15 protein-coding genes and 2 pseudogenes are annotated in these 23,886 nt (G+C 58.5%); 8 read left to right on the top strand and 9 right to left on the bottom strand.

Translation table 11 applies throughout. The annotated features are described in order from the left end of the window. The 3 genes and pseudogenes from QN224_RS32425 to QN224_RS32415 form a co-directional block, all read left to right on the top strand. A partial coding sequence (locus QN224_RS32425) for a LysR family transcriptional regulator (RefSeq protein ID WP_283980013.1) occupies positions 1 to 853 on the top strand: 853 nt, incomplete at its 5' end. 1,045 nt (positions 854 to 1,898) lie between these two features. After that, a pseudogene (locus QN224_RS32420) lies at positions 1,899 to 2,092 on the top strand (helix-turn-helix domain-containing protein); the annotation flags it as partial. A 254-nt stretch (positions 2,093 to 2,346) separates the two neighbouring features. Continuing rightward, positions 2,347 to 3,096: a hypothetical protein gene (locus tag QN224_RS32415; protein ID WP_283980012.1), complete on the top strand. Its 750-nt coding sequence runs from the start codon at positions 2,347 to 2,349 to the stop codon at positions 3,094 to 3,096. 371 nt (positions 3,097 to 3,467) lie between these two features. Here the strand turns inward: QN224_RS32415 and QN224_RS32410 are convergent, their stop codons facing one another. Together QN224_RS32410 and QN224_RS32405 are read right to left on the bottom strand one after the other, a co-directional pair. Next, positions 3,468 to 5,231: an ATP-dependent helicase gene (locus tag QN224_RS32410; RefSeq protein WP_283980011.1), complete on the bottom strand. Its 1,764-nt coding sequence runs from the start codon at positions 5,229 to 5,231 to the stop codon at positions 3,468 to 3,470. Next, positions 5,228 to 7,027: an ATP-dependent endonuclease gene (locus QN224_RS32405; RefSeq protein WP_283980014.1), complete on the bottom strand. Its 1,800-nt coding sequence runs from the start codon at positions 7,025 to 7,027 to the stop codon at positions 5,228 to 5,230. Before QN224_RS32405 ends, QN224_RS32410 begins: the two co-directional genes overlap by 4 nt. Before the next feature lie 254 nt (positions 7,028 to 7,281). Between QN224_RS32405 and QN224_RS32400 the strand changes: the two genes are divergently transcribed. Then, positions 7,282 to 9,543, top strand: coding sequence for a hypothetical protein (locus QN224_RS32400; RefSeq protein ID WP_283980010.1), 2,262 nt, complete (start codon positions 7,282 to 7,284; stop codon positions 9,541 to 9,543). A 1,882-nt stretch (positions 9,544 to 11,425) separates the two neighbouring features. Here the strand turns inward: QN224_RS32400 and QN224_RS32395 are convergent. From QN224_RS32395 to QN224_RS32385, 3 genes are all read right to left on the bottom strand, one after another. Continuing rightward, complete coding sequence (locus tag QN224_RS32395) at positions 11,426 to 12,355, bottom strand: pentapeptide repeat-containing protein (RefSeq protein WP_283980009.1); 930 nt, start codon at positions 12,353 to 12,355, stop codon at positions 11,426 to 11,428. After that, positions 12,355 to 13,164, bottom strand: a complete 810-nt coding sequence (locus tag QN224_RS32390; RefSeq protein ID WP_283980008.1) for a hypothetical protein — start codon at positions 13,162 to 13,164, stop codon at positions 12,355 to 12,357. The genes QN224_RS32395 and QN224_RS32390 overlap by 1 nt, the downstream gene beginning before the upstream one ends. A gap of 150 nt (positions 13,165 to 13,314) precedes the next feature. Beyond that, positions 13,315 to 13,581, bottom strand: coding sequence for a hypothetical protein (locus tag QN224_RS32385; protein WP_283980007.1), 267 nt, complete (start codon positions 13,579 to 13,581; stop codon positions 13,315 to 13,317). Between the two features lie 260 nt (positions 13,582 to 13,841). On the opposite strand from QN224_RS32385, the pseudogene QN224_RS32380 reads away from it, so the two are divergent. Together QN224_RS32380 and QN224_RS32375 are read left to right on the top strand one after the other, a co-directional pair. Then, positions 13,842 to 15,027: pseudogene (locus QN224_RS32380) on the top strand (transposase); the annotation flags it as partial. A 203-nt stretch (positions 15,028 to 15,230) separates the two neighbouring features. After that, on the top strand, positions 15,231 to 16,760 hold the full coding sequence (locus QN224_RS32375; protein WP_283980006.1) for a serine protease: 1,530 nt from the start codon (positions 15,231 to 15,233) through the stop codon (positions 16,758 to 16,760). 123 nt (positions 16,761 to 16,883) lie between these two features. Here the strand turns inward: QN224_RS32375 and QN224_RS32370 are convergent, their stop codons facing one another. From QN224_RS32370 to QN224_RS32360, 3 genes are read right to left on the bottom strand one after another with little or no spacing between them, the layout of a single operon-like run. Beyond that, on the bottom strand, positions 16,884 to 17,183 hold the full coding sequence (locus QN224_RS32370) for a hypothetical protein (protein ID WP_283980005.1): 300 nt from the start codon (positions 17,181 to 17,183) through the stop codon (positions 16,884 to 16,886). Next, entirely contained in the window at positions 17,184 to 20,258 is a 3,075-nt protein-coding gene (locus QN224_RS32365) for an SMC family ATPase (protein WP_283980004.1), read from the bottom strand. Continuing rightward, positions 20,255 to 21,397, bottom strand: a complete 1,143-nt coding sequence (locus QN224_RS32360) for an exonuclease SbcCD subunit D (protein WP_283980003.1) — start codon at positions 21,395 to 21,397, stop codon at positions 20,255 to 20,257. Before QN224_RS32360 ends, QN224_RS32365 begins: the two co-directional genes overlap by 4 nt. A gap of 75 nt (positions 21,398 to 21,472) precedes the next feature. On the opposite strand from QN224_RS32360, the gene QN224_RS32355 reads away from it, so the two are divergent. Then, positions 21,473 to 22,288 carry a hypothetical protein gene (locus QN224_RS32355; RefSeq protein WP_283980002.1) on the top strand — a complete coding sequence of 272 codons (816 nt, stop codon included), beginning with the start codon at positions 21,473 to 21,475 and terminating at the stop codon, positions 22,286 to 22,288. Between the two features lie 118 nt (positions 22,289 to 22,406). On the opposite strand, the gene QN224_RS32350 is transcribed toward QN224_RS32355, so the two are convergent. Continuing rightward, positions 22,407 to 22,934: an MAE_28990/MAE_18760 family HEPN-like nuclease gene (locus tag QN224_RS32350; protein WP_283980001.1), complete on the bottom strand. Its 528-nt coding sequence runs from the start codon at positions 22,932 to 22,934 to the stop codon at positions 22,407 to 22,409. Positions 22,935 to 22,952: 18 nt separating this feature from the next. Here QN224_RS32350 and QN224_RS34195 point away from each other — a divergent pair, with 18 nt between their 5' ends. Next, positions 22,953 to 23,651: an SH3 domain-containing protein gene (locus tag QN224_RS34195; RefSeq protein WP_369292627.1), complete on the top strand. Its 699-nt coding sequence runs from the start codon at positions 22,953 to 22,955 to the stop codon at positions 23,649 to 23,651. The last annotated feature ends 235 nt before the right edge of the window (positions 23,652 to 23,886 follow it).

Here is a 23,886-nt window from a genome sequence, read left to right as displayed (position 1 = left end):
AGCTCCCGCTGAAAACACGCGGAGCAAGGTTCAAAACATGGGTCAATTCTCGATGAAAATATCCCGCAATGCCGGATCACTTCTCAGTGCAAATCAACACCTTCAGCTGTTCGACCGGTCGGGGCGGACGCCTTCACTTACATCGGCTGGGGAACGGCTCCTGCTCGAAGCCAAGGTGATCCTGGACCGTCGAGAACACCTGATCGGTGTCGCCAGTAGCTTCGAGGCTCATGTCGAGACACGCCTGGTCGCCGCTATCGATGAGCTCTACCCTGACCGCGAATTGGGCGTGGTTTTCTCGGAATTTGCGTCTTGTTTTCCGCATGTTGAACTCGAGCTCCTGTTTCCGATGATGGAAGACGTGGCCCGCCTCGTGATGGATGGAAAGGCCGATATTGGCGTGACGTGGCGCCAGGAGGTACCGCCTGCTGAGCTTGGATTCCGGACGCTTGGCTGGGTTCGGCTGAAAATGGTGTGCTCAAAGGATCACCCTTTGGCGAACGCTCTTGTAGACTGGGAGGACCTCAAGCGCCATCGCCAGATCATGGTTGCCGTTCGGAACGGGGGTCCGGAAAAACAACGCTTGCGAAAGGCCGCGAAAGTCTGGTGGGTGGAGAGCCAGTGGGTCATATTGCAATTGGTCAGGCAAGGCATCGGCTGGGCGCTTGTTCCTGACCACGTCATCGCATATTCACCGTATGCACCGGATCTTGTTACTCCGGCGCTGCAGTTTGGCGACGGACAGTTTCCCGTCGCATTGGAAATGATTTGGCACAAGCAACGCGCTTGTGGGCCAGCTGCGAAGTGGCTCCGTGAGCGCTTCGCTGCATCGAACATCGATGCCGCTAAGTGAAGAAAGCGTTCATCGCACTCTGCGGTTTTTTGGCTGGCCGGGTTTCATGAAGTCTGGGAAGCGGCCTTCGATGGTCTGATGAGATGCAGACGTGCCTCTACGATCGGCAGTTCTCATGGGGTGTCAGGCTGGCAACGTCCGCGGAATGCAGAGCTGTAACATGCCCACAAAAAATCCCCTCCGTTCAGGACTGTGCGATAATCCTCGCGGATCCGGTGCCACGTCGCAGGCCGCAAGTGATCTGTCGACCAAGCGGGCCAACGAGATCATTGACGCGGGCTGTGCGGAATGCGCTTGCATCCAATGTTGAAAGTGATGTTGTGGCCATTGGTGTCTGCTTCGAAGGTATAATAACGGCCATGCTCACGACGGTCTGATGAATCATAGGAGTATATACTCTTAAATTCATAACTATATGCGTTTTATTGGTCCGTTGAATATTGAAAAGATGACTGCGTAGTCTGCCCGTCGTGATGGACAAATTGAGGCAATGCATTGGTCGCTAGGCGAGGTTAGCGGGGCTCGTCACTATCGATACTTGATACCTATCGATAGTGAGCATGCGCGGAAAACGGCGTCTGGATGACGGAAGTGGAGCTGCTTTTAGTTTCCGTTTGTGAAAATTCCATATATTAATTCATATGGCTAATTGTTCATGAATTCGTTCGCGGATGCTACTGCGACCGACACGCCGGCACTGCGCGGCGCGAGCCGGCGATTGGGATAGCGTTTGTTGGGGAGGGGCGGGTCGAACGGTCTCATTTTGCCGATGCCTGTGCCTCGCTGTGGATCGACGGCGAGCTGGTGCATCTCGAGGACCTGGTGCTGTATGACGCCAGCCACGACATTAGGACTGCGAGGATACCGCGCCGGCCACGCTTCCAGCGGCAGTCGTTGCAGAAGCCATCGCGGTAGGGAAGGGGGCAGAGCGGGATTCGCCAGACGGATTGGTCGCGGAGCTGGCCGAGATCGACGCCGTGCTCGCTCTCTCTGAAGCTGCACTGACGAAAGCGACGGCGCCCGGCCGGCATGCCGCCCGGGAGGAAAGTGGCGCCTCGCCGGGCGGCATGCCACTTCGAAGTTGCCGGAGCTGATCGATCTTGTCATCGCCCATGCGCTCGTCTCCGCTGGCATGGTCGCCAAGACGCTCGAGATGATCCGGAGGCGGCCCTGCGCATTGTCGGTGAGCTGTGCTTACGCGAGATGACGGGGCGGGTGAGTTTTCGGGCGTGGGAGTTACCTAAGCAGATAGCCTTCCGAACGCGGGGGGTCACGTGTTCGGATCACGCCACTCGGACCAGCCGATAGCCCTTGAAATCCCGAAGAAAAATCATGGCTTCTAATGTTCCCGCAGCAGATCGCACCTAGCAAAATCCCTAACGATACTGTCCTGGCCTCTCCCGGCAGACGACCGTAGGTCGCGTCAGCGCTGGAGGATTGACATCCATCTGTGATCACTTGAATGTTCAACCGCGCGGCATGGGGAATCAGCGTTGGAAGAGAAGACAATTTATCGTTGGCTCCATCCGGAGATTATCCGCTGGGAGCGTCAGGGAGAATCACCCGCCTCCGGCTATGCATTTCGTCGGTGGACATATCTGAATCTGTCGTTCGACCATTTTACTATTAGTCGTTCGGTCAATTTCTTTCGAACAGACGCGGATGAGATTGCCTCGTCCTACAACATAGAGAAGGTTCTGGCGGACTACGAAGCGCTCAGTGACGTCGAAAAGAAGGCGCTCATTTCGAAGGAGCGTCAGTTCGATGGTGTCGCCGAGAACACTACCCCGGATGGCTTCGCGTTCGAAGCGACTGGGGAGTTCAAGGAGAGCGACACGATCATGTGTCGCCACGTTGACAACTTCGAAGGAAAAGATGGAAAGCCGTGGTTTGTTCCGACGCCCCGCCGCCTGAAAAGGGTTTCTGTCAGCTTGGTGCCTTTCAGCAGACAACACGGCGGTATGTATCGACGGGATGACGACAGCGTCGTGAGAATACAGGTCTCGGTAGACAGCAACGTTCTTGAGGGAATTCTGCGGGACCTGAATGCCTCTTCTGAGAAAAAGCGAATTGAGCTTTCATTCAAGGCTCGGCTATTCGATTTCATGGACTTTGGCAACGTAGGTCCCATGGACGACTACAGCCCGGAGCAGTACCTTCTCATGCCTTCCAATCAAACATCCGTGCCGGTCATCCTGGATAGTATCCACGCGGTGCTCTATGAGAGGTCGTCGGGCAGCTAACGGTCCCTGTTCTGGTGCGGGCTGGGGCAAATCGCGATGGGTGACGCAGGTCACGGTCCGCGGCCGACAATCTACTCCCCTGAAGGATAGAGCGCCCTTATTGCAGTTACGGTCAGGAGCGATTTCATCATAGTCACACGTATCGAGAAAATCGTTGGGGGTGTTGCAGTCCAGCGGGTCGAGCGCGCCAAGAGCGGCAAAAACAAGGGACTATTCGTTTGCCTCGCGGACGGCTCGAACAAAGATCAAGTTCCTCTCTCCACAATTGATCAGGTGGCCGATTATCTTACAGCCAACCCTCGTGCCGGGGTGAGGATGAACCCAGACTGGTCGAAGGTCGTCGAGCACATTTGTATCGACGGTCGGCCTCGTTAGACCATGCCCACTCCGCCTGGCCCGAGAAACCGGCTGGGCGGATTATTATAACGATCCTGGTCGTACACATACATCAAGAGCTTCTCCGCCCTGGTAACCGCGACGTAGAACTGCCGACGTTCCCCTGCGATCGCCTCAGGAGAACGTGCCTTGAAGTGGGGCATAGAACCCTCCTTCAGCCCGATCACGGCGACCGCCGCGAACTCCCGCCCTTTGGACTCATGGATGGTCATCAGACGGAGCGCCTTGTCCGGGCTCGCAAACATACCCAGATCATCAATCGATAGATTATCAACGTCGATATCGTTGTGGCGCATGTCCGCGACCATATCTTGTACCGATGTCGCGAAGTCGAGCTCGTGTTCACCGGGAATCCACTGATCCTTCACCAGAACACGACCAACCTCTCGTGCCATCGCATTGAGCCATTCGACGCCATCGAGATTAGTCGCTAGATCTCCCGCGGCCCTCAATAAAGCGACCATGGTTCGCCGGCCGTCAAAGCCGTAGACGTCAAAACGACTATCCCCGCACGCATCCTGAATCGCGTTGAACGTCGCGCGTTCCAATTGTCGAATGTTATACCGGTGCTCGTCCGTTACCGCCGCCCCAAGCTGTTCGGCGAGGCTTGCAAACAAACGCGAGCGCTTATAGGGCCGTGCTCCTGGCCCGACCACTCGCGTGCCGTAGTCCCTAAGCGCCCGGGAAATGGGATAGAGCGCGTTCCAGCTCTTTGCCAAGATCGCCGACCGGCCCAACGGGAGTTTCATCCTCTCGATCGCGGGCAGAAACTCGTCGGTGATCGCATCGAAAACCCTTCGCGTTGAGACCAGATGGACCGGCTCGAGGCATACCTTTGCTTTTCCCTCACTGGTCATCGCGGGATCGCGGGGAAAAAGGCGTTCTGCATGCTCAACGACGGCCGGGCTTGAGCGGAAGTTCCATGAGAGGGATAAGTCACGCTTTGCGCCGATATCGTCAGCAAAGGGATCGATGAGTTCCGGTCTGGCGCCGGCGAAGCCAAAAATCGATTGGGCGGGATCTCCGACGAGAAAGAGCCGGGATCGACCTTCTTTGTGAAGAAGCCGAAGGATCTCGACTTGAATCTCCGTCGTGTCCTGAAATTCGTCAATTAGGAATGAACGAAACTTGGTCGCGACAGATCGGACGACTTCGAGATCGTCCCGCAACAGGCAATAGGAATGATAGAGGATACTTGCGAAGTCGATAAATCCACGCTCGGCAGCCAGTCGCATGAAGTGCGGCGCCGCGCGAGCGATCATGTCGTCTTCGAGCGCGGATCCAATATATTCACCCCTTGCGTCGAGGCCAATTCCACCAAATCGCACATAATCTTCGAAGCGAAGATCATATCGACCGACCAGCTCGGCAGCGCGATCGGCGATTTCGGCGAACTCGCTCCTCTCCGAGGTCAGCACTTTCATGGTGCCGGAAAAGCCTACGACTCTGCTCGCGAACGGACGCAGGATATGATGCAGGCAGAAGGAATGTATCGTGGAGACGACATAGTTTATCTGGTCGTCCGGCATCAGATGCGCAGCGACGCGAGAGTCGATTTCACCGACCGCGGCGTTGGTGTAGGTGATGCATGCGACCGCAAAGGGTGTCCCGCGAAGTGCATCCACCTCGTTGACAAGCTTGGCCACGATAGTGCGCGTCTTGCCGCTTCCTGGGCACGCCTTCAAAAGCAGGTTGCCAGGATGGTCGAGGGCGAGTTGTTGTTGCGGTGTCAGTTTCATTCGAGCAGCCAATCGACCGCGTTTCGAACATAGGCGGGAACGGCCGCATTCCCTGGGATATTTTCAGCAGCGAGCTGCGCAAAACGCGCCTTTCCGAACCGTTTGGCTGTGTTGAGCACACTCTTTTTCAAACCGTCATCAACCGACCCGACAAGATCGGCGATCTCCAGTTTACTTGCGATCCGGCGCGCGCCTATACGCACTGCAGCCTTGTGCAGCATGTCGAGATTTGCAGGGAGGGCTATCTCCCGCTCGAAAGTTGTTGCTCCGAGGAAGACCTTTACGAAGTCCCCCTCCAAAGCCGACAGAACTTCCTTCTCCGGCGTATCGACATCGTCTTCGTCCTCTTCGGTCGATTTGGCGTCCGAAGCCTCGAGATCTGCGTCGGCGACGATCGCACACCGCTTCGGGAGGCCGATCGCTGAAAACAGGCGGGCATAAGCTCCAAAATGCACGCCATGAATTGGTACGATCGAGATCCCGACGCGGTCGAGGTCGATCCCCATTGCCGATTTGATGAGGCCGGGTAGCAGGAAAGCTTCCGCAGCTCCCTCGACCAGCATCACGCTGCGCGCGAACAGGAGATTCGACTTTGTTGCATCAAGGTACCGCTCAAGATCGGCAACGTCGTGTGGTGTAAGTGCGGTGTTTGAGGTAATCGTTGAAATGAACGGCGCATTGCCGCCAGTGTTGGTCATAATGACATAGGATGACAGTGGGGCCTTCGCAGTCACCTGTGTACTGTGGGTGGTTACGATCGACTGGAACGGCAGTTCGCGCAAAGCCTCCAGCAAGACGCTTTGTAGCTGCGGATGCAGGTGTGCCTCGGGCTCCTCGATCAGGATCAGTTCGCCCGCCGCCTTGCCCTCGGCTGCTCGCTTCCGAAATTGCTCGATCAAAATCGCAATATAGAGGAGATTGTTCATCCCGAGACCATTGCGTCTTGGCTCGAACGACTTCAGTGACGGACCGCTCAAAAGGATGCGAATATTTCGCAGGATCGACTGGAACGTAGGTGAGCTCAGACCGATATCGACGTCGAGCGAAAAGGCCTCGCCCGTAACATCCTTGAGCGCTCCGTCGATGGCATCCGCGACGGACTCGATCGCTGGCGATTTTTCGATCGCGTCGTTGGCGGCTTTCACCGCCGCAATCAATGCCGCCTGCTCCCCTGCTCCGATCTTGGTGGCCTCGATCAGACGAATCAGTGGAGAACGGCGCATATCGGCAAGGTCACCTTCGACATCCCGCAGCGCGTGGAGGAAGACTACGCGGTAGGCCTGAAGATACTGCAAACCGACGGAGCGGGCACCGATCTCGTCATTGTCGGTATCCCATTCGAAGTCAGCAAGGTCGACGTTGGGGTCGCCGCCTCCGAAAAGTTCCCATCCGAAATCCTCCAGCGTTAAGCTGTCGACGGCTCGTTCTCCGGCCTCAAGAGCGTTCCGGACGAGGTTCTTTGGACGAAACCTATAGAAAATTCGCGCGCGGCCATCGCCAAGCTGCGTCCCATGAAGCATCGCGACTTCGTTGTCGCTCGCCTCGTACCCGGTGAACTCCACGCCGACTAACACCTGGAAGGGCTTGCTCTGATCGAGGCTACTGTGGATGTCGTCCTTCTGCAGAGCTCGAAATGCAGATGAGAAGTCTACGTCGAGGCACAGGCGAAGCGCCTGCATCAGACATGACTTTCCCGTATTGTTTTCGCCGATGACGCAAGTCGCTTTATCCTGGATCGCGACATCGACAAAAGATAGGGATCTGTAGCCCTTGATGACGATACGGCTCAAATGCATGGATGCCCCGATAAATTGCAAGAATAGACAACCGTCATTATTGCCGATTCGATGGCGATAATCATCTACGGCTGTGCTGTTGCTGTCTCAAAGCAAAGAAAAAATCGTGGTGTGCGAAACCGGCCGTCTATCGGTCCTCTGCTGTCGCTGGCGTTCAACTGCCGCCTACGCGATCCCGGTCGCTCGGTCTCCGTTGGGCGTTTGCTTATCTGACGGTGCTTGCAGTCGAATGCTTCCTTCGCCTAAATCAGGTCATGAGCCACACGATTGATCCAAGACCGCTGATCAACGATCCCGCGCGGGAAGCGGTCGACACGATGCGTGGCTATTCCTATCAGATCCTGCGCTCGGTCGAGGCTTGGCTCGGTCTTGGCGACGGCGAAATCCTGGTTCTCGAAGGGGCAGAGGATCTCGATCAGATCGGTCCTGGCTACGTCGTCACCGAACAGGTCAAGGATACCGCAGGGACAGGAAACCTGACGCTGCGCAGTGCCAACGCGCTTTCCGCCATCGGTCATTTTTGGACGCATAAGCTGCGCAATCCGGGTGTTGCGCTTCAGTTTCGTTATCTCACGACATCGGGGGTCGGCCAGGAGCGGGGCGAGGGGCTGAACCTGTCCCTAACCGGGATCGATGCATGGGAGACGATCGGGCGAGCACCGACTGCTGCTGCATCGCTCGAACATGCCGGGCGCATCAGGGCCTACCTCGCGACGTGCGATGTGCTGCCGCAATCGCTTCGCGACTTTCTTGCGGCAGCCTCGGTTGAAGCTTTCATCGCGGACCTCGTGCAGCCGTTCGCGTGGATCACCGGCCAGCCCGACGTCAGCGAATTGCAAAGGCGCATCGAAGCACGGCTCATTGAGCTTGGTGACAGAAGACACATTGGTGCAGCCGCTGCGGCCGGCGCGCTTGCGCCGCTCTATCTTGCAGCCTGGTCGAACGCCACACTTCACGACCGGCCGCCTCTCCGCCGCGGTGACCTTCTGCGAATCCTCGAAGACGCCGGCACGACAAAGGTTTCTACCGCGGTCCTCATCGATTTGATAAAGCAGACTACGGGAAGCTCCGCGGCACAATCGCCCGTCACTCAGAGCGAACTTGCCGTTACGAGGCCGCCCCGTGCGCCAAAGCGGCGTTTTGCGCGGCCCGACTTCGAGGCCGAAATCGCCAAGGCAGTCGCCGCAGGTGCTGCTCAGATCCATGGATCGACCGGAACAGGCAAGACCATGCTTGCCGCAGCCGCTGTTGCCGCATTCGGCGCCGCCGTTGGATGGATCGATCTGCGCGATCTGCCGCCTGCGGCCGCACTCGCTCGCTTGCGGGCGGCTGCCAACCATGTCGAAAGCCGCGAAACGAAGATGACGATCATCCTCGACGATCTCGATCCCAGCGACGACCCGCGGCCGTTTTTTCCAGCGCTGCAACAGCTGTCCGCGTCGCTGGCAGCATATGGAGGCGGGCTGCTCGTCACCAGCGCACACCGCCTGCCGCCGCGTCTTGCCAGCGCGATCGGTCTTGATGAACCAAGCACCTTTGCAGCCCCCTTCTTCGACGATACTGAGGTCGCGCGCTATTTCATTGCCGGTGGCTGTCCGCCCGGCGACGCCGAGAACTGGTCGAAGATCGTCCATGCTTCGACGAGCGGGCATCCGCAACTCGCCGACGCGCGCCTTTCGGCCCTGCAACAGCAGGACTGGCCAGCACCCACAATCACGGAGTGGATCGCCCCGACCGCCGAAATAGTCGATGTGCGTGCCGAGGCGCGAAGAATGGTCGCGGCACTTCCGCAGGACCAGCGTGAAATGCTCTACCGGGCAAGTCTCGTGATGGGGCGCATCTCACGAAAACGACTGATCGCCGTCGGCCAGATCGCGCCTCAAATCGCCGAGCCTGGAATTGCGATCGATCGGCTCACCGGCCCGTGGCTCGAAGTCACCGACACCTCCGATCTGCGTGCCTCGCCGCTTCTACGCAATATCGGTGTCGACACGCTCGGCGTACCGTGGAGCGAGCAGATGCATGCCGCAATAGCCTGGGCATGGCTTTCCGATCCTAAACTGTCGTCGGGCGATGTCGCAACATTGCTGATGCACGCCGCCCTCAGCAAACAAATGGGGCCGCTCGTACATCTTCTACCGAGCTTGCTCGATGCTGCGCCGGAGGTCTGGCAGGAAATTGGCGATACTTCCGGGATTTTTGCGATGATTGGGGTCGATGACGGATACGACACGCCCTTCCCGGGCGCAATCGACCGCGTCGTGTTCCGTATTCTACAACTGCGCATCGCCGTCGAAGGGCGGACGAATGGAGATTCCCGGCATCATTCGGCGTGCGCTGAAGGAAGCCGACGAGCGTCCCGATGGCGACATTGCGGCCGATTTCTTCGACTTCCAGTTCCTTTGGCAGGTCATGCAGCTTGGCGTCGTCGCCGGCGATATAACGGCTGCCGTCGATATCGGCGTCCGGTTGCGCCGTGCGGCCGCGCGGGTGAAGGCCGGCATCGCATCGCTTGAGGTAGGCACCACGATCCCGGACATATTTTCGGAACTGGCGCCGGTCTTCGCCATGACCTTACTTCGGTCGCTGACAAGTGCCGCGGACTTTCGCGCGCTGCTCGATATTGCCGAAGATCTCGATCTCGACGACCGGCGTTTCATTCTTGGCGGCTCGGCCGGCGAACACGATGCGGCAGCGATGATCCTTGATACGATCTGGGTCGGCGAAAACCAGCGGTCAGATCGCGACTGGAAAGCTCTTGCAGTCGAGCTCGAGCGAGCGCTTCCGCTTGCACTTCAAAGCGACCTGCCTGTTTTTGCCGACAGCGCGGCCGCACGCCTAGTGCGAACCCTCGACCAGGATCAGAACGATCGCGCCGCTGCGCTGGCGGCCGCCGACAGCGCGCTGGAGCAGATCGGCCGCCAGCCGCGCCTGTTGGCCGCCAAGGCAAGGGTTCTTTGCCAGCTCGGCGAAACGGCGGCGGCGCTCACAATCTACGATGAGATTTTGCCGGCATCCGGCATGTCGGCGTCTTATCGCGCTGAAATCCTGCGCGATGCTGCCGCCGCGGCAGCGCAGGACAAGAGCTGGCCGCTCGCGGCCGTCCGCTTCGGAGATGCTTATGCCCTGTTGAGCGATGAGGATCCCGTCTCCCGGCGTGCCGGTTACCGCGCCGATCATGGCCTGGCCCTCTACCTTGCTGGCGAGACCGCCGCAGCGCTTACCGCTTTGACCGACGCCACCGCCATGATCATGAAGGACGATCGGGATGTGGTCCCGGAGCCGTTCCGATCGGTCCGCCAATATATCTTTGCCGGCATGTGGCGGGTGGTGGTCGATTTCACCCATGAAGACGGCAGCAAGCGCGCCGAGGTCGAGGATATCGTCGGGCGGGCCAGCGCCACCGAGACGATCATCTGGGAGACGGACCAGACGGCCAATCTTCCGCATTTCGTGCGACAGCTTCTCGACCTGCATCTTGCCTTACCGGAGGGCGATCGCAGCGTGATTGGTTCGCTGGTGCCGTTGATCCGGCGATCGCGCAACGTGATCTTCGTCGGGACCAACTGGGAGACTTCGACGCGTATTGCAGTCATGTCCGATGATCCATCCGACGCGATCAGGGAGGCCGTCCGCGAAGCAAGCTATTTTGCTGAGCTGCTGAGGTTGCGCGATCGTGGCGACGATCCCGACTTGGAGCTTGAGAGCGATCCAGCGCCGCCCGATCTCAGCGACGCTGCCGCCTTCCTCATCGTCGCTCGGATCGTGGCGGTGATCGTCGGACTGATGGCAAAAGACAGACTGTCGTCGCTGCCGCTGGCTGCCTGGCGGGCTGACCTGCCTGTCGATCAAAGCTATGACCGGCTCCGGACCTTCCTTGACAATGCCGAAGAACGCCTCTTCGGACCGGGCGATCCGATCCCGGAGCTGCTTGCCGACCAGCCAAGCTGGGAGGCTCGCATCCTCATTGCGCTTGGCGCGCTCGCAAGACATAGAAACACGGGCGAACTGCTGGCAGTGCACGCGGTCCTCGCAAGCGGGCTTCACAGGGCGCCACCCCTGAGAACGATCGTTGCCGTGCCGCTCTCTCGAGTGATCACGAAAGCCTGGGCGAAGTTATGCGATGCGCCAGCGCTCCTTTCGACGCCGGCCGTGTCTGTGCTCGCGATTCAAGATGCGATCGCGTCGACGCCAGTTGGCTGGAAGCGCACGCAGTCGGTGCTGCGCGCCGCGCTGCTTGCGGCTCCAGGCGATGTCGCCAGACAGTTTCGCGGCTTCGTCGACGATCTATCCGGCTGAGTGTTGCCTCAACTTGGTGAAGGTGGTTGGCCGGCGAGCGCGATTTTTCAGAGGGTAAAGCGTCGGAGTTGCAGCGCACGAATTGCAGAGCTTCACGCTTCACATAACGTGTGGTTCGTGAGATCCATATGATTCGTAAGGCTCATCCGCGTGCTCAAGTTGTATCTCGAAACTGATGGGATCAATTTTCTGCTGATCTGCAGGCAGCGCCAGATAGAGATCCTTGACATCTTCCAACAGGAAGAAAATCCTGAACAGCAAATTGGCGAGTATATCACCCTGGGCGCTTTTCGACGCAAATTGGCCTAGGCTGGAAACTGTCGCCGGCAGCCGAGACAAAATCGCTTTCCACTGCTGTCTGGTTACCGGGACTTGTGCGTCATGGCTTTCGACCAGCACACCAAGCTTTTCCATCTCTGCTTTCATCGAGCGCGAGATACGCTGATAAATCCGCGGCTCGTATTTCTTCAGGACGGTTTCGCAGATCCCGATCATCGCCACCAGACGCTCGACGTTTTTTAGGACGCCGCCGATGGTCAGATCGCTTTCCCGTGATGCGACGATATCGCTGGCGAGGCGACGCATTCGTCTGATCGCGCTCAGCCTGAAATTGCGTTCGTTGTCGTTCTGCAGGAGGATATTTGACGATCGTCGCGAAATCGGGCCTCTTATATCAGAGCTGCCGTGTTTGCCGGCCTTTTTCTCAAGACTATCGAGCGAGGAGATCACCTCTTTCTGGATAGCCGACGAGATGCCGTCGACGACATGGACGGCAAACGGGATATTCTTGTCACCGCGTTTGAGATCGAGCAGCGACGTCGTTTCCGGCAGGATGGTCGTTTCGTCGACTCTAGCGCCTCCCAGCGCAGCTCCCTGCAGACGAAACCCTGTCAGGTTCGTGGCGCGAAGGTCTGCCCCAGAGAATTGAGCGCCATCGAAGAATGCAGGGTCGCCGGGTGCTGCAATTTCAGCCAGCTCGGCAAGGTTCTCTGTCCTGGCGGCGCAGAGCGCCCGCAACCGGTCGAACATCATCGCTCTTCCACGGAAACGGCATCAGCGAGGATCACGGTCGCAAAGGAATCTGACAGATCGCCGCAAGGCAGCCCCATGGCGAGTACCTCCTTCTTGATGTACTGCTCCACCGCAATTTGCTTGTTTCTGCTGAGCAGACCGCCGTTCCAAACCGTCGCGTCAACGATCGTGGGATCCTCGATATGGAGGTCTTCGCGTCTGCAATGGATCTGAACTGTCACCTCCGGAGGGTCGCCGCGCTTTCGTCCGGCCTTCGTGTCGCGAAGCTTCATTCGTGGAACGGCCGGATCCCAGGCGGACCCGTCGAGCTTTCGCGCAGTCGCCGGCTGGATTGTGAAAACATATCCGCGACCGTCGGGTATTTTTCGATGCGCGATGCGCATCTCGCCGAGATCTTCGTCCTTCTCGATCCGTTTGGTGATTTCAGTGCCGCCCTTGGCATCAAGGTCCAGGTCGAGCCGAGGCTTTCCATTCGCTAATGCCGCCTTAACTGCGCCCTTGATCGATCTCGACTGGGTGGTGGTGGTTTTCGCTTTACTCGCGACAAGGGCCTCGCGGGCGACACTGCTTGCGGGAATTTCGATAATATTTGCCTGGTCGCGAAACACATGGATTTCGGCTCGTTTGAGACTGAGCCGGAACCGAACCGGCGATCCAGCCAAAGCGTCAGCGCCCAGGCGACCTTCAAAGAAACCGACATCGATATGCAGGTCGGCTTCGCCCGTGCCATTTGCGTAGGGCGTTCGCCACACGTCGATGGACACTACCTCTGCAAAAGCCCGCGGATTGTTCGGACGATCGGTCATTGGAAACTTCTATCCAGGGAAATACAAAAGAAGGTTAGGCCTAGTCATGAAGTGTCACCAATCCCAAGTAAAGCCTTCACCGCCATTGTTCGCGGAAATCGACGCATGCGCAGACGTTGCCGATCGGCGGGTCCACGGACGCGGCAACCATCACCTAGACGCGGCCTTCTTGATGTAGACACCGTTGAGGGTCACACCCTGGCCGTCGCAATTGTCGTTGTCATCGACGACGAGATAATAGCCCGTGGAAGCGGAGGCGGTAGGCATTCCGATCGAGGGCCGGCGTCGCTGCGCTGGTTCGGCACCTTCATCGTGCGAGCTGTCGTATCCGGCGGCGTTGCTTGCACCATCGATAAACGCCGGACCGGCAAACGTGCCGGTTTGCTCTCCTGCCGACACGTCGCCTTCAACAAGCACATAGGATCCTTGTTCGCCCCGGCGAACCGAAATTGCCGCGCCGTCCGCATTTGCCGGTTGCCGAATACCTTCCCGTCGTCGATCCTCATGTCGCTTGGCAGTTAAACGTGAGGATACGGCTCTTTCAGCCAGGTTCGGCATTTAAAGCGGGTCTTCCTCACTTTGTGTGGTTCACTTGCGGTTAGACATGCTGCCGCTATGGGCGGGCATGCGAACGAAAGCGAAATGGTCGCCCGGCCCAGGGGTCAAAGTCCTGGGGTATCTCGCTCGATGACGACGACAGCTGGGTTGTTTCCGCCTCCGGACCAGCTTTCGGCATTTGCCCTGACTGCGGACAGCGGACTCGACATCGGCATGGCTGGTGCAACCGAAGCCTTCAAGATCTGCCGGTCCAGGGCAAGGCCGTAACGGTGAAGCTTCGGTTGAGCCGCTGGCGGTGCGCGCATCAAAAATGTGAACGACAAACATTCACCGACCGACTGCCGACGATTGCTTCCCCCTATGCGCGCCGGTCTCCGAGATTGTCGGTCTGCTCGGCCAAAGCGCAGGCGGCCGTCCTGGCGAGCGCTTGATGCGACGGCTCGGGATGCCGATCAGCGACGACACGATCCTGCGGCAGCGGAAGCGGGATGCCGCGCGCGCTCATCGCGACGCCACGATCCGGGTCGTTGGCATAGATGATTGGAGCTGGCGGCGATCGTGGCGCTACGGCACGATGATCGTCGACCTGGAGCGCCGTTCGGTTGTCGGCCGGCGCAGCATCGCGAAATGGGTGACTTTCGAGACGCCACCCGACCGACAGAAGTCGGCGTTGAAGCCAACATCCCCTTTATACTTGGAGGAGTTTCTCGCCGCGTGCTGGAAAGAAGGCAATCGCTGCGGACGGCATCTATTCCACGATATCAAACAGCGCGGCTACAGGGGCAGTTTCTCGAATCTCGAGCGGCTTCTCGCTAGCTGGCGCCGCGCCGAGCGGTCTGTCAAGGACAGTGCGTCGCCCGCTCCCATCATACCGCGTCAACCACTCCGCGATGCTGTCCCGATACGCGATCCGGAGACCGGCCATGTGATCTCCCCGGTAGTCGCAGGTGCCCTCTGCCTGAAGCCGCGAAACCTGCTGACGATCAGTCAGGCGAGAAGGGTCGATGCTTTGAAACAGGGCTCGCCTGAGTTCGCTTCAATGCACAGCCTTGCTATGCGCTTCCGCGGAATCGTTCGCAGCCGCTATCCGGGCAAGCTCGACAGCTGGATTGACGATGCTCTTAACTCGGGCTTGGTCGCAATTGAGCGGTTCGCACGCGTCCTGCACCGCGATCTTGACGCCGTGGAGCAACGGTCAGGCGGAAGGCCAAATCCAACCGCCTGAAAGCAATCAAGCGTGCGATGTATGGCAGAGCTGGCCCGGAGCTGCTCAGGGCACGCATGCTGCCGCTCAACAATAATCAACGCAAAGTGAGGAAGACCCTAATTAAATGCCAAGCGACAACACCTTCGCTCGATCTTGGTCGGGCCAACGGATATAGCCGGACGTAAGGGTGCGCCAAACGAGACACCCACGCGCCGGTCCTGCTATCGCTGCGCGAATTTTCTGGCGGATTTGCCGCCGCCAGTGCAGAAACGCCGAGTTTTTTCCGAAGAAGGTGACGCGCGTGACAGATCTCGACAGCCACAGTGTTGCAATCATAGCTGACAACTCCGCGCTATCGTCATTGAAAGTCGCTTGGGGATGGGCAGAGTTTTCCGCCGAGGACGGGATTGGCCCGCTATCCTCGATGTACGAGGCCGGTGATGCGCTGGTCGCCGTGGGTCAGCTGGACAAGGATGGCATGACCATTCTCGGCAGTGGTGTCATGGTTGCGCCGGGCATTCTTTTGACTGCCACTCACGTTTTGGACGAGTTTGCCCGAGAGGGGCACGGGCCCGTATTCTTCACGTTCCTTCCTGGAAAGGCCCGGGCGTGGCTGCCGCACGATGTCGTCACAGTCTCCGGCAAAGACAAGTTCGACGACACCCGGAAAATCGCCTCAGACCTATCCCTTGTAGGTGTCACCTTGAACTCCGACGCGCACGAGGATTTTCCCTTGAACCTTGCTGCAATGCAGGTGGCGCTACCGCTTCTTGGTGAACGATTGTGGGCGATTGGTTTCAGGCACCATCACATCGAAAACGGTGCTGCCCGTGTCACGCCCATGGTCTCCTCGGGACTGGTGACCGCCGTTTTCCCGAGCGGGCGAGGGAATTTCCTGGCCTCACCTTGCGTGGAGGTCAACATGGACACACTCGGAGGCATGAGCGGCGGGGCGGTGGTCAATAGCGAAGGTCGTGTCGTCGGGATTGTCTCCACCTCTTTCGAGGGCGGTCCCTCCTACATCACCTTGATTTGGGAGGCGCTTCGCCTGGACGTCGCCGGTGCTGTTCCCGAACTGCGGACGCGCCAGAAGGTCAGCCTGCAATTTGCCGCCTCCAAGGGGCTGGCCCAGCTGTTCGGGACTGTCGAGGCAAAACCGTGGGGCGACGTGGTGTTCAGTTTCTCCGGCAAGGAAAGCGAGCTCTTCGCGAATTCCCTGTCCGGCGAAGCAGCGGAGGACATGCGGCGCAGGCTTGTTCGCGACGATATCGACACGTTCCTCGACGAGTTCGGCCAGGAAATGGCGGCCACTGCCGAAGACGCCGCAATAGAGTTGCTTGAGGGGCTCTCCCTTCACAAGCTCCGTGAATTGCTGGCTGTGTCAGACATATCGCCGGAGCTCCTCGATCCAATCGACAGCTTCACGGTCGAGGACTTCGAAGGCGTCGAAGACCCGGAAATCATCTCTGCCGAAAAGGACGGACCGGACACTCTTCGCATCGACCTGTTCTTCAGCCTTCATTGCATCATCTGGACTGTCACGATGCCGCAAGAGCGGTTCCGAGCGCGCGAAGAGGAGTACTCGAGGCACTTCATGAACATCGACATCACGCAAGGGATCGTTTCCCTTGAACTCGTACAGCGGATCTATTTCAGGGCGATGCTTGGGTTCGACAGCGAGCTCAAGGAGTTCACGGAAACGGTCTTCCAGACCGCCGCCGTTCGAGGGCGAGGAAGAAGGCCTGAGACCGCAATGGCTGACGAGGCCTTTCTTCGTTCAATGCGGCCGGCGACCCTCAGTCCAACGAAACCTGGCGATAGGAAACGTTGACAGGGAATGCCTTGTTGAGTTCCTCGATGTAGCGGATGGCGTTTCCTTCCAGTCCAGGCGTACCAACGACAACGAGCTGGGGCGCCGCGGATCACTTTTCCATAACTGCTTTACGCAGCGGACCTATTGGTCGAAGAGGTCTGGTGTAAGATTGTCGCGGCGACGTCCCAGACCATCACCCAGATGCAGGCACGAGTGCTTTGTTCTCGACAGCCCTTGTTTGCCTTCGAAGTGCGCCCAGCCGCCATTTCTCATGTGAACGCTGACGATCTGTGCGCCGCAGTGCGGACAGGGATGACGATAGCTCTGCTTCTTGCTTTTTTCATCGACCCCACGGCAGACGATGGTGCTGCAGACTGATGTCACCTTGCCTGATGCAAGTCGGCGCGGGTGGGATTTGCGCGGAAACCATCGATGGCCCATTTAGGCGGTTCCTCTATGTTCGATGTGACTGCCGGAAAGCTCCTTGCGTACATAGAAGCCATTAGGAATGGCTTCCTGGACCAGCGGCACGTGCGAGATTAGCCCGACCGACCGGTTCTCGCTTACAAGCGAGTTGAGGGCCTGTAGCACCTGATCGAGCGTGCCGGCGCCGTTTTCCGTGTCGAGACTCCCGAACCCCTCGTCGATGAAGATAGTGTCGAGGCGCACCTTACCATTCGCGCTTTCGACCACATCGGCGAGGCCGAGAGCTAGCGCAAGGGCGGCGATGAAGCCTTCACCGCCTGACAGAGTTGTGGTCGGACGAGGCTTGCCGGTATGGATGTCATGTACCTGGATGCCGAGTCCGCGTCGGCCTCGCCCACCACCCTCGACGGCGCGCTCAAGACGGTAACGTCCGTTGGACATCGGTCCGAAGCGCTGGTTGGCAGCGGTAAGGACCCGGTCGAACATTGCGCCAATCGCAAAGGTTTCAAGGTCCAGATTGAATGGGTTTTTCGCGTCCATAAGCGCCGCTAGTTCCCGCAGCGGACCGCTTTCGGCTTCCGCGCGATCCAGTCGCTCAATGGTCCCGGCAAGTTCGACGAGAAGCCTGTTCAACTGACCGAGACGGGCCGCGGCATCAGCCCGCAAAGCCTGTGCAGATTGCAGTGCTCCCTCGACTTCGCGCACACCGTCGTCGAGAGGGGAAAGATTAGGACGCTCGCGCCCGGCAATCGCGTCTTCGGCCCGGCGGGCGGCGTCGTTTGCGGCGTGCACCTCGCGCCGATAGGTCTCTACTGCCGCACGGTCCTGCTCGATGCTGACGATAGCACTCTTGAACCTTTGATACGAATCCTCCGTCAGCTTGGCCTGTGCCAGGCGCGAAGCGAAGTCCGCGCGGGCTTTTGTCAGTCGCTGCTGGCGATCTTTCACAACCTCTTCGGCTGCTTCGAGATCCTTTCGCGCAGCCAGTGCCCGCTCACTCGCTTTGGCGAGGGCCTCACCGGCGGCCCGACGCGCGTTTTCGCGCTGCGCCAGGACCTGCTGCTTTGTGCGGAGTGTGGCATCGAGCATTTCGCGGTTGCGCAGCTCCTCCGGAATTTCTGCCAACATCGCGGCAAGCAGGGTGTTGGCGGTCGCAGCATCCGTTTCGGCTTGCTGGGCCGCAAGCCGATGTTTCTCGTGTGTACCCTCTTCGGTGGCGAGCTCTTGGTCGAGCCGTTCCAGATTTGATTCCACCGCCTGAATGTCGACCGCGGGGCCGAGCGTTTCTAAGCTCGCTTTCTCCGCCGCAATGTCTTCGCGCAATTCGGCGCATGGTGGCTCCGCCCGTTCGAGGGCTGCGAGCCGGTCTTCGCGCTCGGTAAGAATGCCGCGCGCGGAGGCGAGTTCGGTATAGGCGTCGCGTTCGGCGCTCTGTAGTCTATCCAGTTCCTCTCTTGCGCCCCGAAACACTATGTCGAGCCCCGCGTGCTCGACGCTACCTATTGCCGGATCCGGATGGTGCGTGGCGCCGCAAACGGGGCACGGCTCTCCCGGTCGGAGCTTTTCGGCGAGGTAGAGCGCCTGCACGTCGGAGAGCCGTCGTTCGGCATGATCGAATGCGAGCCTTGCTTTCGACGAAGCGCTAGCCAAATCGTGGTGCTTATCGGTTAGGCCGGCGATCTGACGCAAGGAGGTAGCAACATCCTGTTCGGCCTTTTCGACATTTTCGGCAAGTCTCAGGCTGACTTCGAGCGTAGCGAGCCGGCGCTCAAGGAGCAATCGCTGCGCTTCCGACAGTCGGGCGGTTTTCAACCCCTCACTTTCGTCCCGGCGCTTTTTTGACAGAGCGGCGAGATGATCGGTACTTGTCTGGAGCGTTCGTCTTGCGAGCGTGAGTTTTCTGTCTGCCATCTCAGCGGCGGCCGCGGCCTCCCGCGACTTTTCGAGACTGATCTGGTGGCGTGCAAGTGTTTCCACCTCGCGGGCCAACGCGCCGATCTCATGGGCACGGGCTTCCTCGTCCTGATGGGACATGGAGGCGGTTTCGGCCTCTTGAGCGGCGGCAGCTGAGCGTTCTTCTGCGGTAGTGTGGGCTCCTACCACGGTTTTGAGGTCCTGCCCGGCCTGGATGACGAGCTCTTCGAAGGCAAGCAAAGTGGCGGTTTTCTCTGCCGCGCGATACCGAAGTTCAATCGTCTCGATTTCCTGGCTCTTATTGGCCAGAGTTTCGAGGTCGCTCTTGGCTCGTTCTGCAGCCTGAAACAGTCCTTCAACGACGCGGGCGCCCTCAAGCGCTGTCTGGTTCTGCTTCAACGTGGCGCGTTGTTCGTCTTCGGACCTCTGAAGTGCCCGAAGATCACCATCCGCTGTCGCAATGCCATACCTCAGTGCGTCGAGACTTTCGAAACCCTCCAATTGCAGCCGTCCTGCAAGGATCGCACGTTCCTCGCGGACCTTGCGCTCTGACGTTTCGGCATCTGCTTTCAAGCTGGCTGCCAGACCGCGATAGAGAGAGACGTCAAAAAGGTCACGCAAGATGGCGAGCCGTGCCTTGGTGTCCGCAGCCAAAAAGGCTTCGAACCGACCCTGCGGCAAGAGCACAATCTGCCGAAACTGATGAGCGCCGTAACCGAGGAGCTCCTCGATCGCCTTGCCCACGAAAGCAACCTTTTTTTCTTCGATCACCTTGCCCGGACTATCCGGCGTGATTGCATCAAGTGCCAGGCCGGTTGCATTGAACAGCCACGCCTCATGCGCATCGCGCGTCTCGCCCGTGCCGCGCTGTTTCGGGCGGCGCTGTTCCGGCCGTCGTCGCACTACATAGCGCTTGTCGGCGATGTCGAACACAAATTCGACCTCTGTGGGAAGATCTTCGTCGGCGCTGTCGCAGCGCAGGGTTGGTGCGTCCTGCTCGACCTTGGCTGCTTGGCCGAAGAGAGCGAAGGTCATGGCACTGAAGATTGTCGACTTTCCAGATCCCGTCTGGCCATAAATGCCGAACAACCCAGCTTCTACGGCGTTACGAAAGTCCACGACCTCGCGCCCTGCATATGGGCCGAACGCCTGCATTGTGAGTCGAACTGGTTTCATGCTGCCTGCCCCTCGGAGCCGATCTCATGCAAGGTCTTTGCGATGATGGCGCGTTCTACCTCCGTGATCGGCGTCGTGCGCACCTGTTCGACAAATTCACCGACAAGGGTGATTGGTTCGATTGCGCTGGTCTGCGATGCGATAAATGATCCGCCGATTGGCGAGCGTTCATCACGCTGGTACGTGAGTTGGCACGCATAGGGAAACACATCCCTAAGCCGCTTCATCGCCTCGATGATGGGTGTTTCGTCGGTCAGCACCACCTTAATGAGATCTTCGGATCTTTCCGCCGCCACCAGTTCTGCATGACGTCCCGTCAGTACGCGAACCCTTCTCGTCGGCCGGAAGGCGATCTGATCGACCGTCACGTTGCCCACTCCATCCAAATCCACGAGGCACATCGATTTGTCGTGGTCGGCTTCGTCGAAGCCGAAGGCGAGAGGAGCGCCCGAATATCGAATGTGCTGGGCGCCTACGATCTGCGGCCGGTGGATATGGCCAAGGGCGACGTAGCACGCACCGTCGAAGATTTCGGCAGAGACGGTCTCGATCCCGCCGACCCTTGCAAGGGGCCGCTCGGATTCACTGCTGCGAGCGCCGGTGACGGAGGCGTGAGCCATCACCACCCAGCGCATATCGGAGGGGACATGCTTTCGGGCAGCTGCGACCTGCGATTTCAGCACATCCTCCGGCGAGGCCAGCGATTCATCTTTGAAGCATTCGCGTGCTGCGTATTCGTACGAGAACGGAAGCCCCGAAAAGGCGACAGGGCCGTGCGCGTCGTGAAGGACGAACGGATGTTCATCCACGGCAATCGCGCCGCGGATCATCGCGCGGTATCTATCGGGCATGATCGACATCGCCTCGATCCTATCTGCGGAATCATGGTTGCCGGAAATAATAATCACGGCTGCCTCGGTTTCCTTGGCGACACGCGACAGGAAGGCGTTGAACTGGCGCACCGCCGAGGCAGGTGGGGCGGCTCGGTCGAAGACATCGCCTGCGATCAGGAGAATGTCGGGGCAATGGCGATGAATTGCTTCGACAATCTGGTTCAGCACGTCTGCATGGTCGTCATCCAAAGGCAATCCGTTGAACTGTCTTCCGAGATGCAGGTCGGCGGTGTGAAGAATCTTCATCGTCAAGTCCGTATAACTATTATACGTATAATTTTTATATGGACGCGAAGGGGTGAGTCAAGATAGATTCTGTCTATGACGCTCGATGACCTCAATGATGCGCAAAGTCAGCGCGTAATATTCCTCGATCGCTGCCTGATCTGGCGCGGCAGCGCTAGGCGACGCGACCTCATGGAGCGGTTTAAGATATCGAGCGCCCAGGCCGCTCTCGATTTTCGAGCCTATCTGCAAATAGCGGCAGTACCGCCTGAGTACGATCCCGTACGAAAGGCTTATGTCGCATCCGCGGGACATCGCCCGCTTCTTTCGCCAAATCTAACGAGCGATTTTGAGGTGCTTGCCGACGCACAAGAGGGGCTCTCGTCAGCGGTTGTGCCGGCACCAAATCGATGGGCTGAGCCTTCCATCATTGTCAGGCTTTATGAAGCGATGAAAGCGAGCAGGGCAATCCATATCTGCTACACATCAATGACGACAGGTGCTGACGCGGGGCAGTGGCTTGCGCCCGTGCGCTTCACCTCAGACGGCGAAAACGTCCACCTTCGCGCATTCAGTTTCAAGCACCAGTCGTATCGTGATTATTTGCCTGTGCGTGTTGACGAGCGAAGCTCCTTTGAAACACGCGAGCTTCTCAATCCCCTGCCCGTGGACGTAGATTGGCAGACGCGTGCTGTCATCTGGCTTCGACCGAAAGTTGGGCTTTCTGGGGAGCAGGCCGCGGTCGTGCGGAAAGAGTACGGTTTTAACGGAGAGGCGTTGAGGGTCGCGACGCGTAAGGCGTTGGAGTTTTACTTACTTCGCCGTTGGCGTATCGGTGAAGAGAACTCGCGATTGGAAGTTCAGAAGATCAGCTACGAAGATTGGGAAAGAAGTAATGGCGTCGAAAACTAGTGCGATGACTTTCGCCGTCATCGTCGCCATCGGGAATCGCAGACGTTAGCGGGGGCTCATCGGTGGGCGAGGCATCGCCGAACAGCTCGTTTAGTACGTGACGCCGATGGGACCAGGTCTAGCGTTTATATGCTGCTGTCGAGGCTGCATTCTGCAGGTCAGTTTTGTACTCGCGCATTATCTGCAAGACATCATCCAAAAGCTCGCCAAACTCCTTCCCGCCAATGTCGATAAACTCGCCGTGTGCGATCTTATTTCGTCGATTAACCAAGCTCTCATCGATCAAATTGAACCGCGAGGAATAGGAAGCGAGCTGGATATCAAGCGAGTTCGCGATGTTACTGAACACCTTCGACGTAAGATTAGATTCCGTGTTGATCGCAGAACCAAGCTGCAGACGTGCCGTCTTTCCCAACTCTGATAGAACAAAATCGAAGGCGTCGATATTCGCGAGAGACTGACGGGAAGCGACCAATGTCTGAAGTTTCGATTTCAAGCCGAATACAGAGAAACAAGACTTTAGTTCACTGTACTTCAGTCCGCGGTTGCCCACAAAGCTGAGATACAGCTCAGAAGCTGTCTTTACGAAACCTTTCCAGTGCGCGTAAAGAAGAGTCACTCCTGCTCTGATGAAGTATCGCCGCAACCCAGGGGCTGGGATCTCATGCGGCGATTTCTAGTTGGCACGGCCGTAGTCGTAACAGTCATCTATTGGATCGGCTCGATTGGCGATGAACGGGCCGCAGTCAACGAAACGCGGCTATCTTCAGGAATCGTTGCTCGAGAGCAGAAATCCTCGGCCGACGGTGGCACGCAAGTCTCTGCAGCGACGCCTCAGCAAGACCAGTTCTCTGTACCGCCTGATAGAGCAGACATGGAGAAAGTGGTCGCAACGGTTTTCGTGCGCGGCAAGCGCGTCGCCCTACGAGAAGGGCCCGGGAAGACGTTTTCGATCCTTGATCGGTATGATGCGGGTCGAGCAGTACGCTTGCTTTCGGTCGATGGAGCGTGGTCGCGCGTCCAAGACAATCTAACGCGGCGGGAGGGTTGGATCGCATCGCATCTCCTAAGTACCGATAAACCACCGTCAGAGCCGAAGAGCGATACACCCGCATCCGTAGAGTCATCTCCTAAAGAGCCAATCAAGGTTCCGCAGATATCCGATTCCGTGATCGTACAGCGCATCATCGCTGAGTCGATCTCCGGCTATAGCGGATCGTGCCCTTGCCCGGAAAGTCGCGATCGGGCCGGACGACGCTGCGGGCGCAGGAGCGCATATTCGAAACCCGGGGGTGCTGCCCCAATCTGCTATCCCGGCGATGTCTCACGGGCAATGATCAATGCGTTTCGCTCGCGATTGTGACGCGTTGGGACATTGATGCGGATTGGGACATTCGGCCCATGATGACGGGTAAGCCGAGAGTCCAAAGAAATCGATGCGGTATCAGCCTGTTACTGCGCGTTCGCGGACGAACGTCATTTGGCTTGGAGCAGATCGCTCCACCTTATCCTCAACAGAGGCTTCGTCGTTTTGGGAAGCTTCGAGCGATCAACCATTCGCGACGAGACTTCAAAGTCGGCGTTGATCTTCACGACGA

This window comes from Sinorhizobium sp. 7-81, assembly GCF_030124405.1.
Taxonomy (GTDB): domain Bacteria; phylum Pseudomonadota; class Alphaproteobacteria; order Rhizobiales; family Rhizobiaceae; genus Sinorhizobium; species Sinorhizobium psoraleae.
This window is presented reverse-complemented; position numbering and strand designations above follow the sequence as displayed.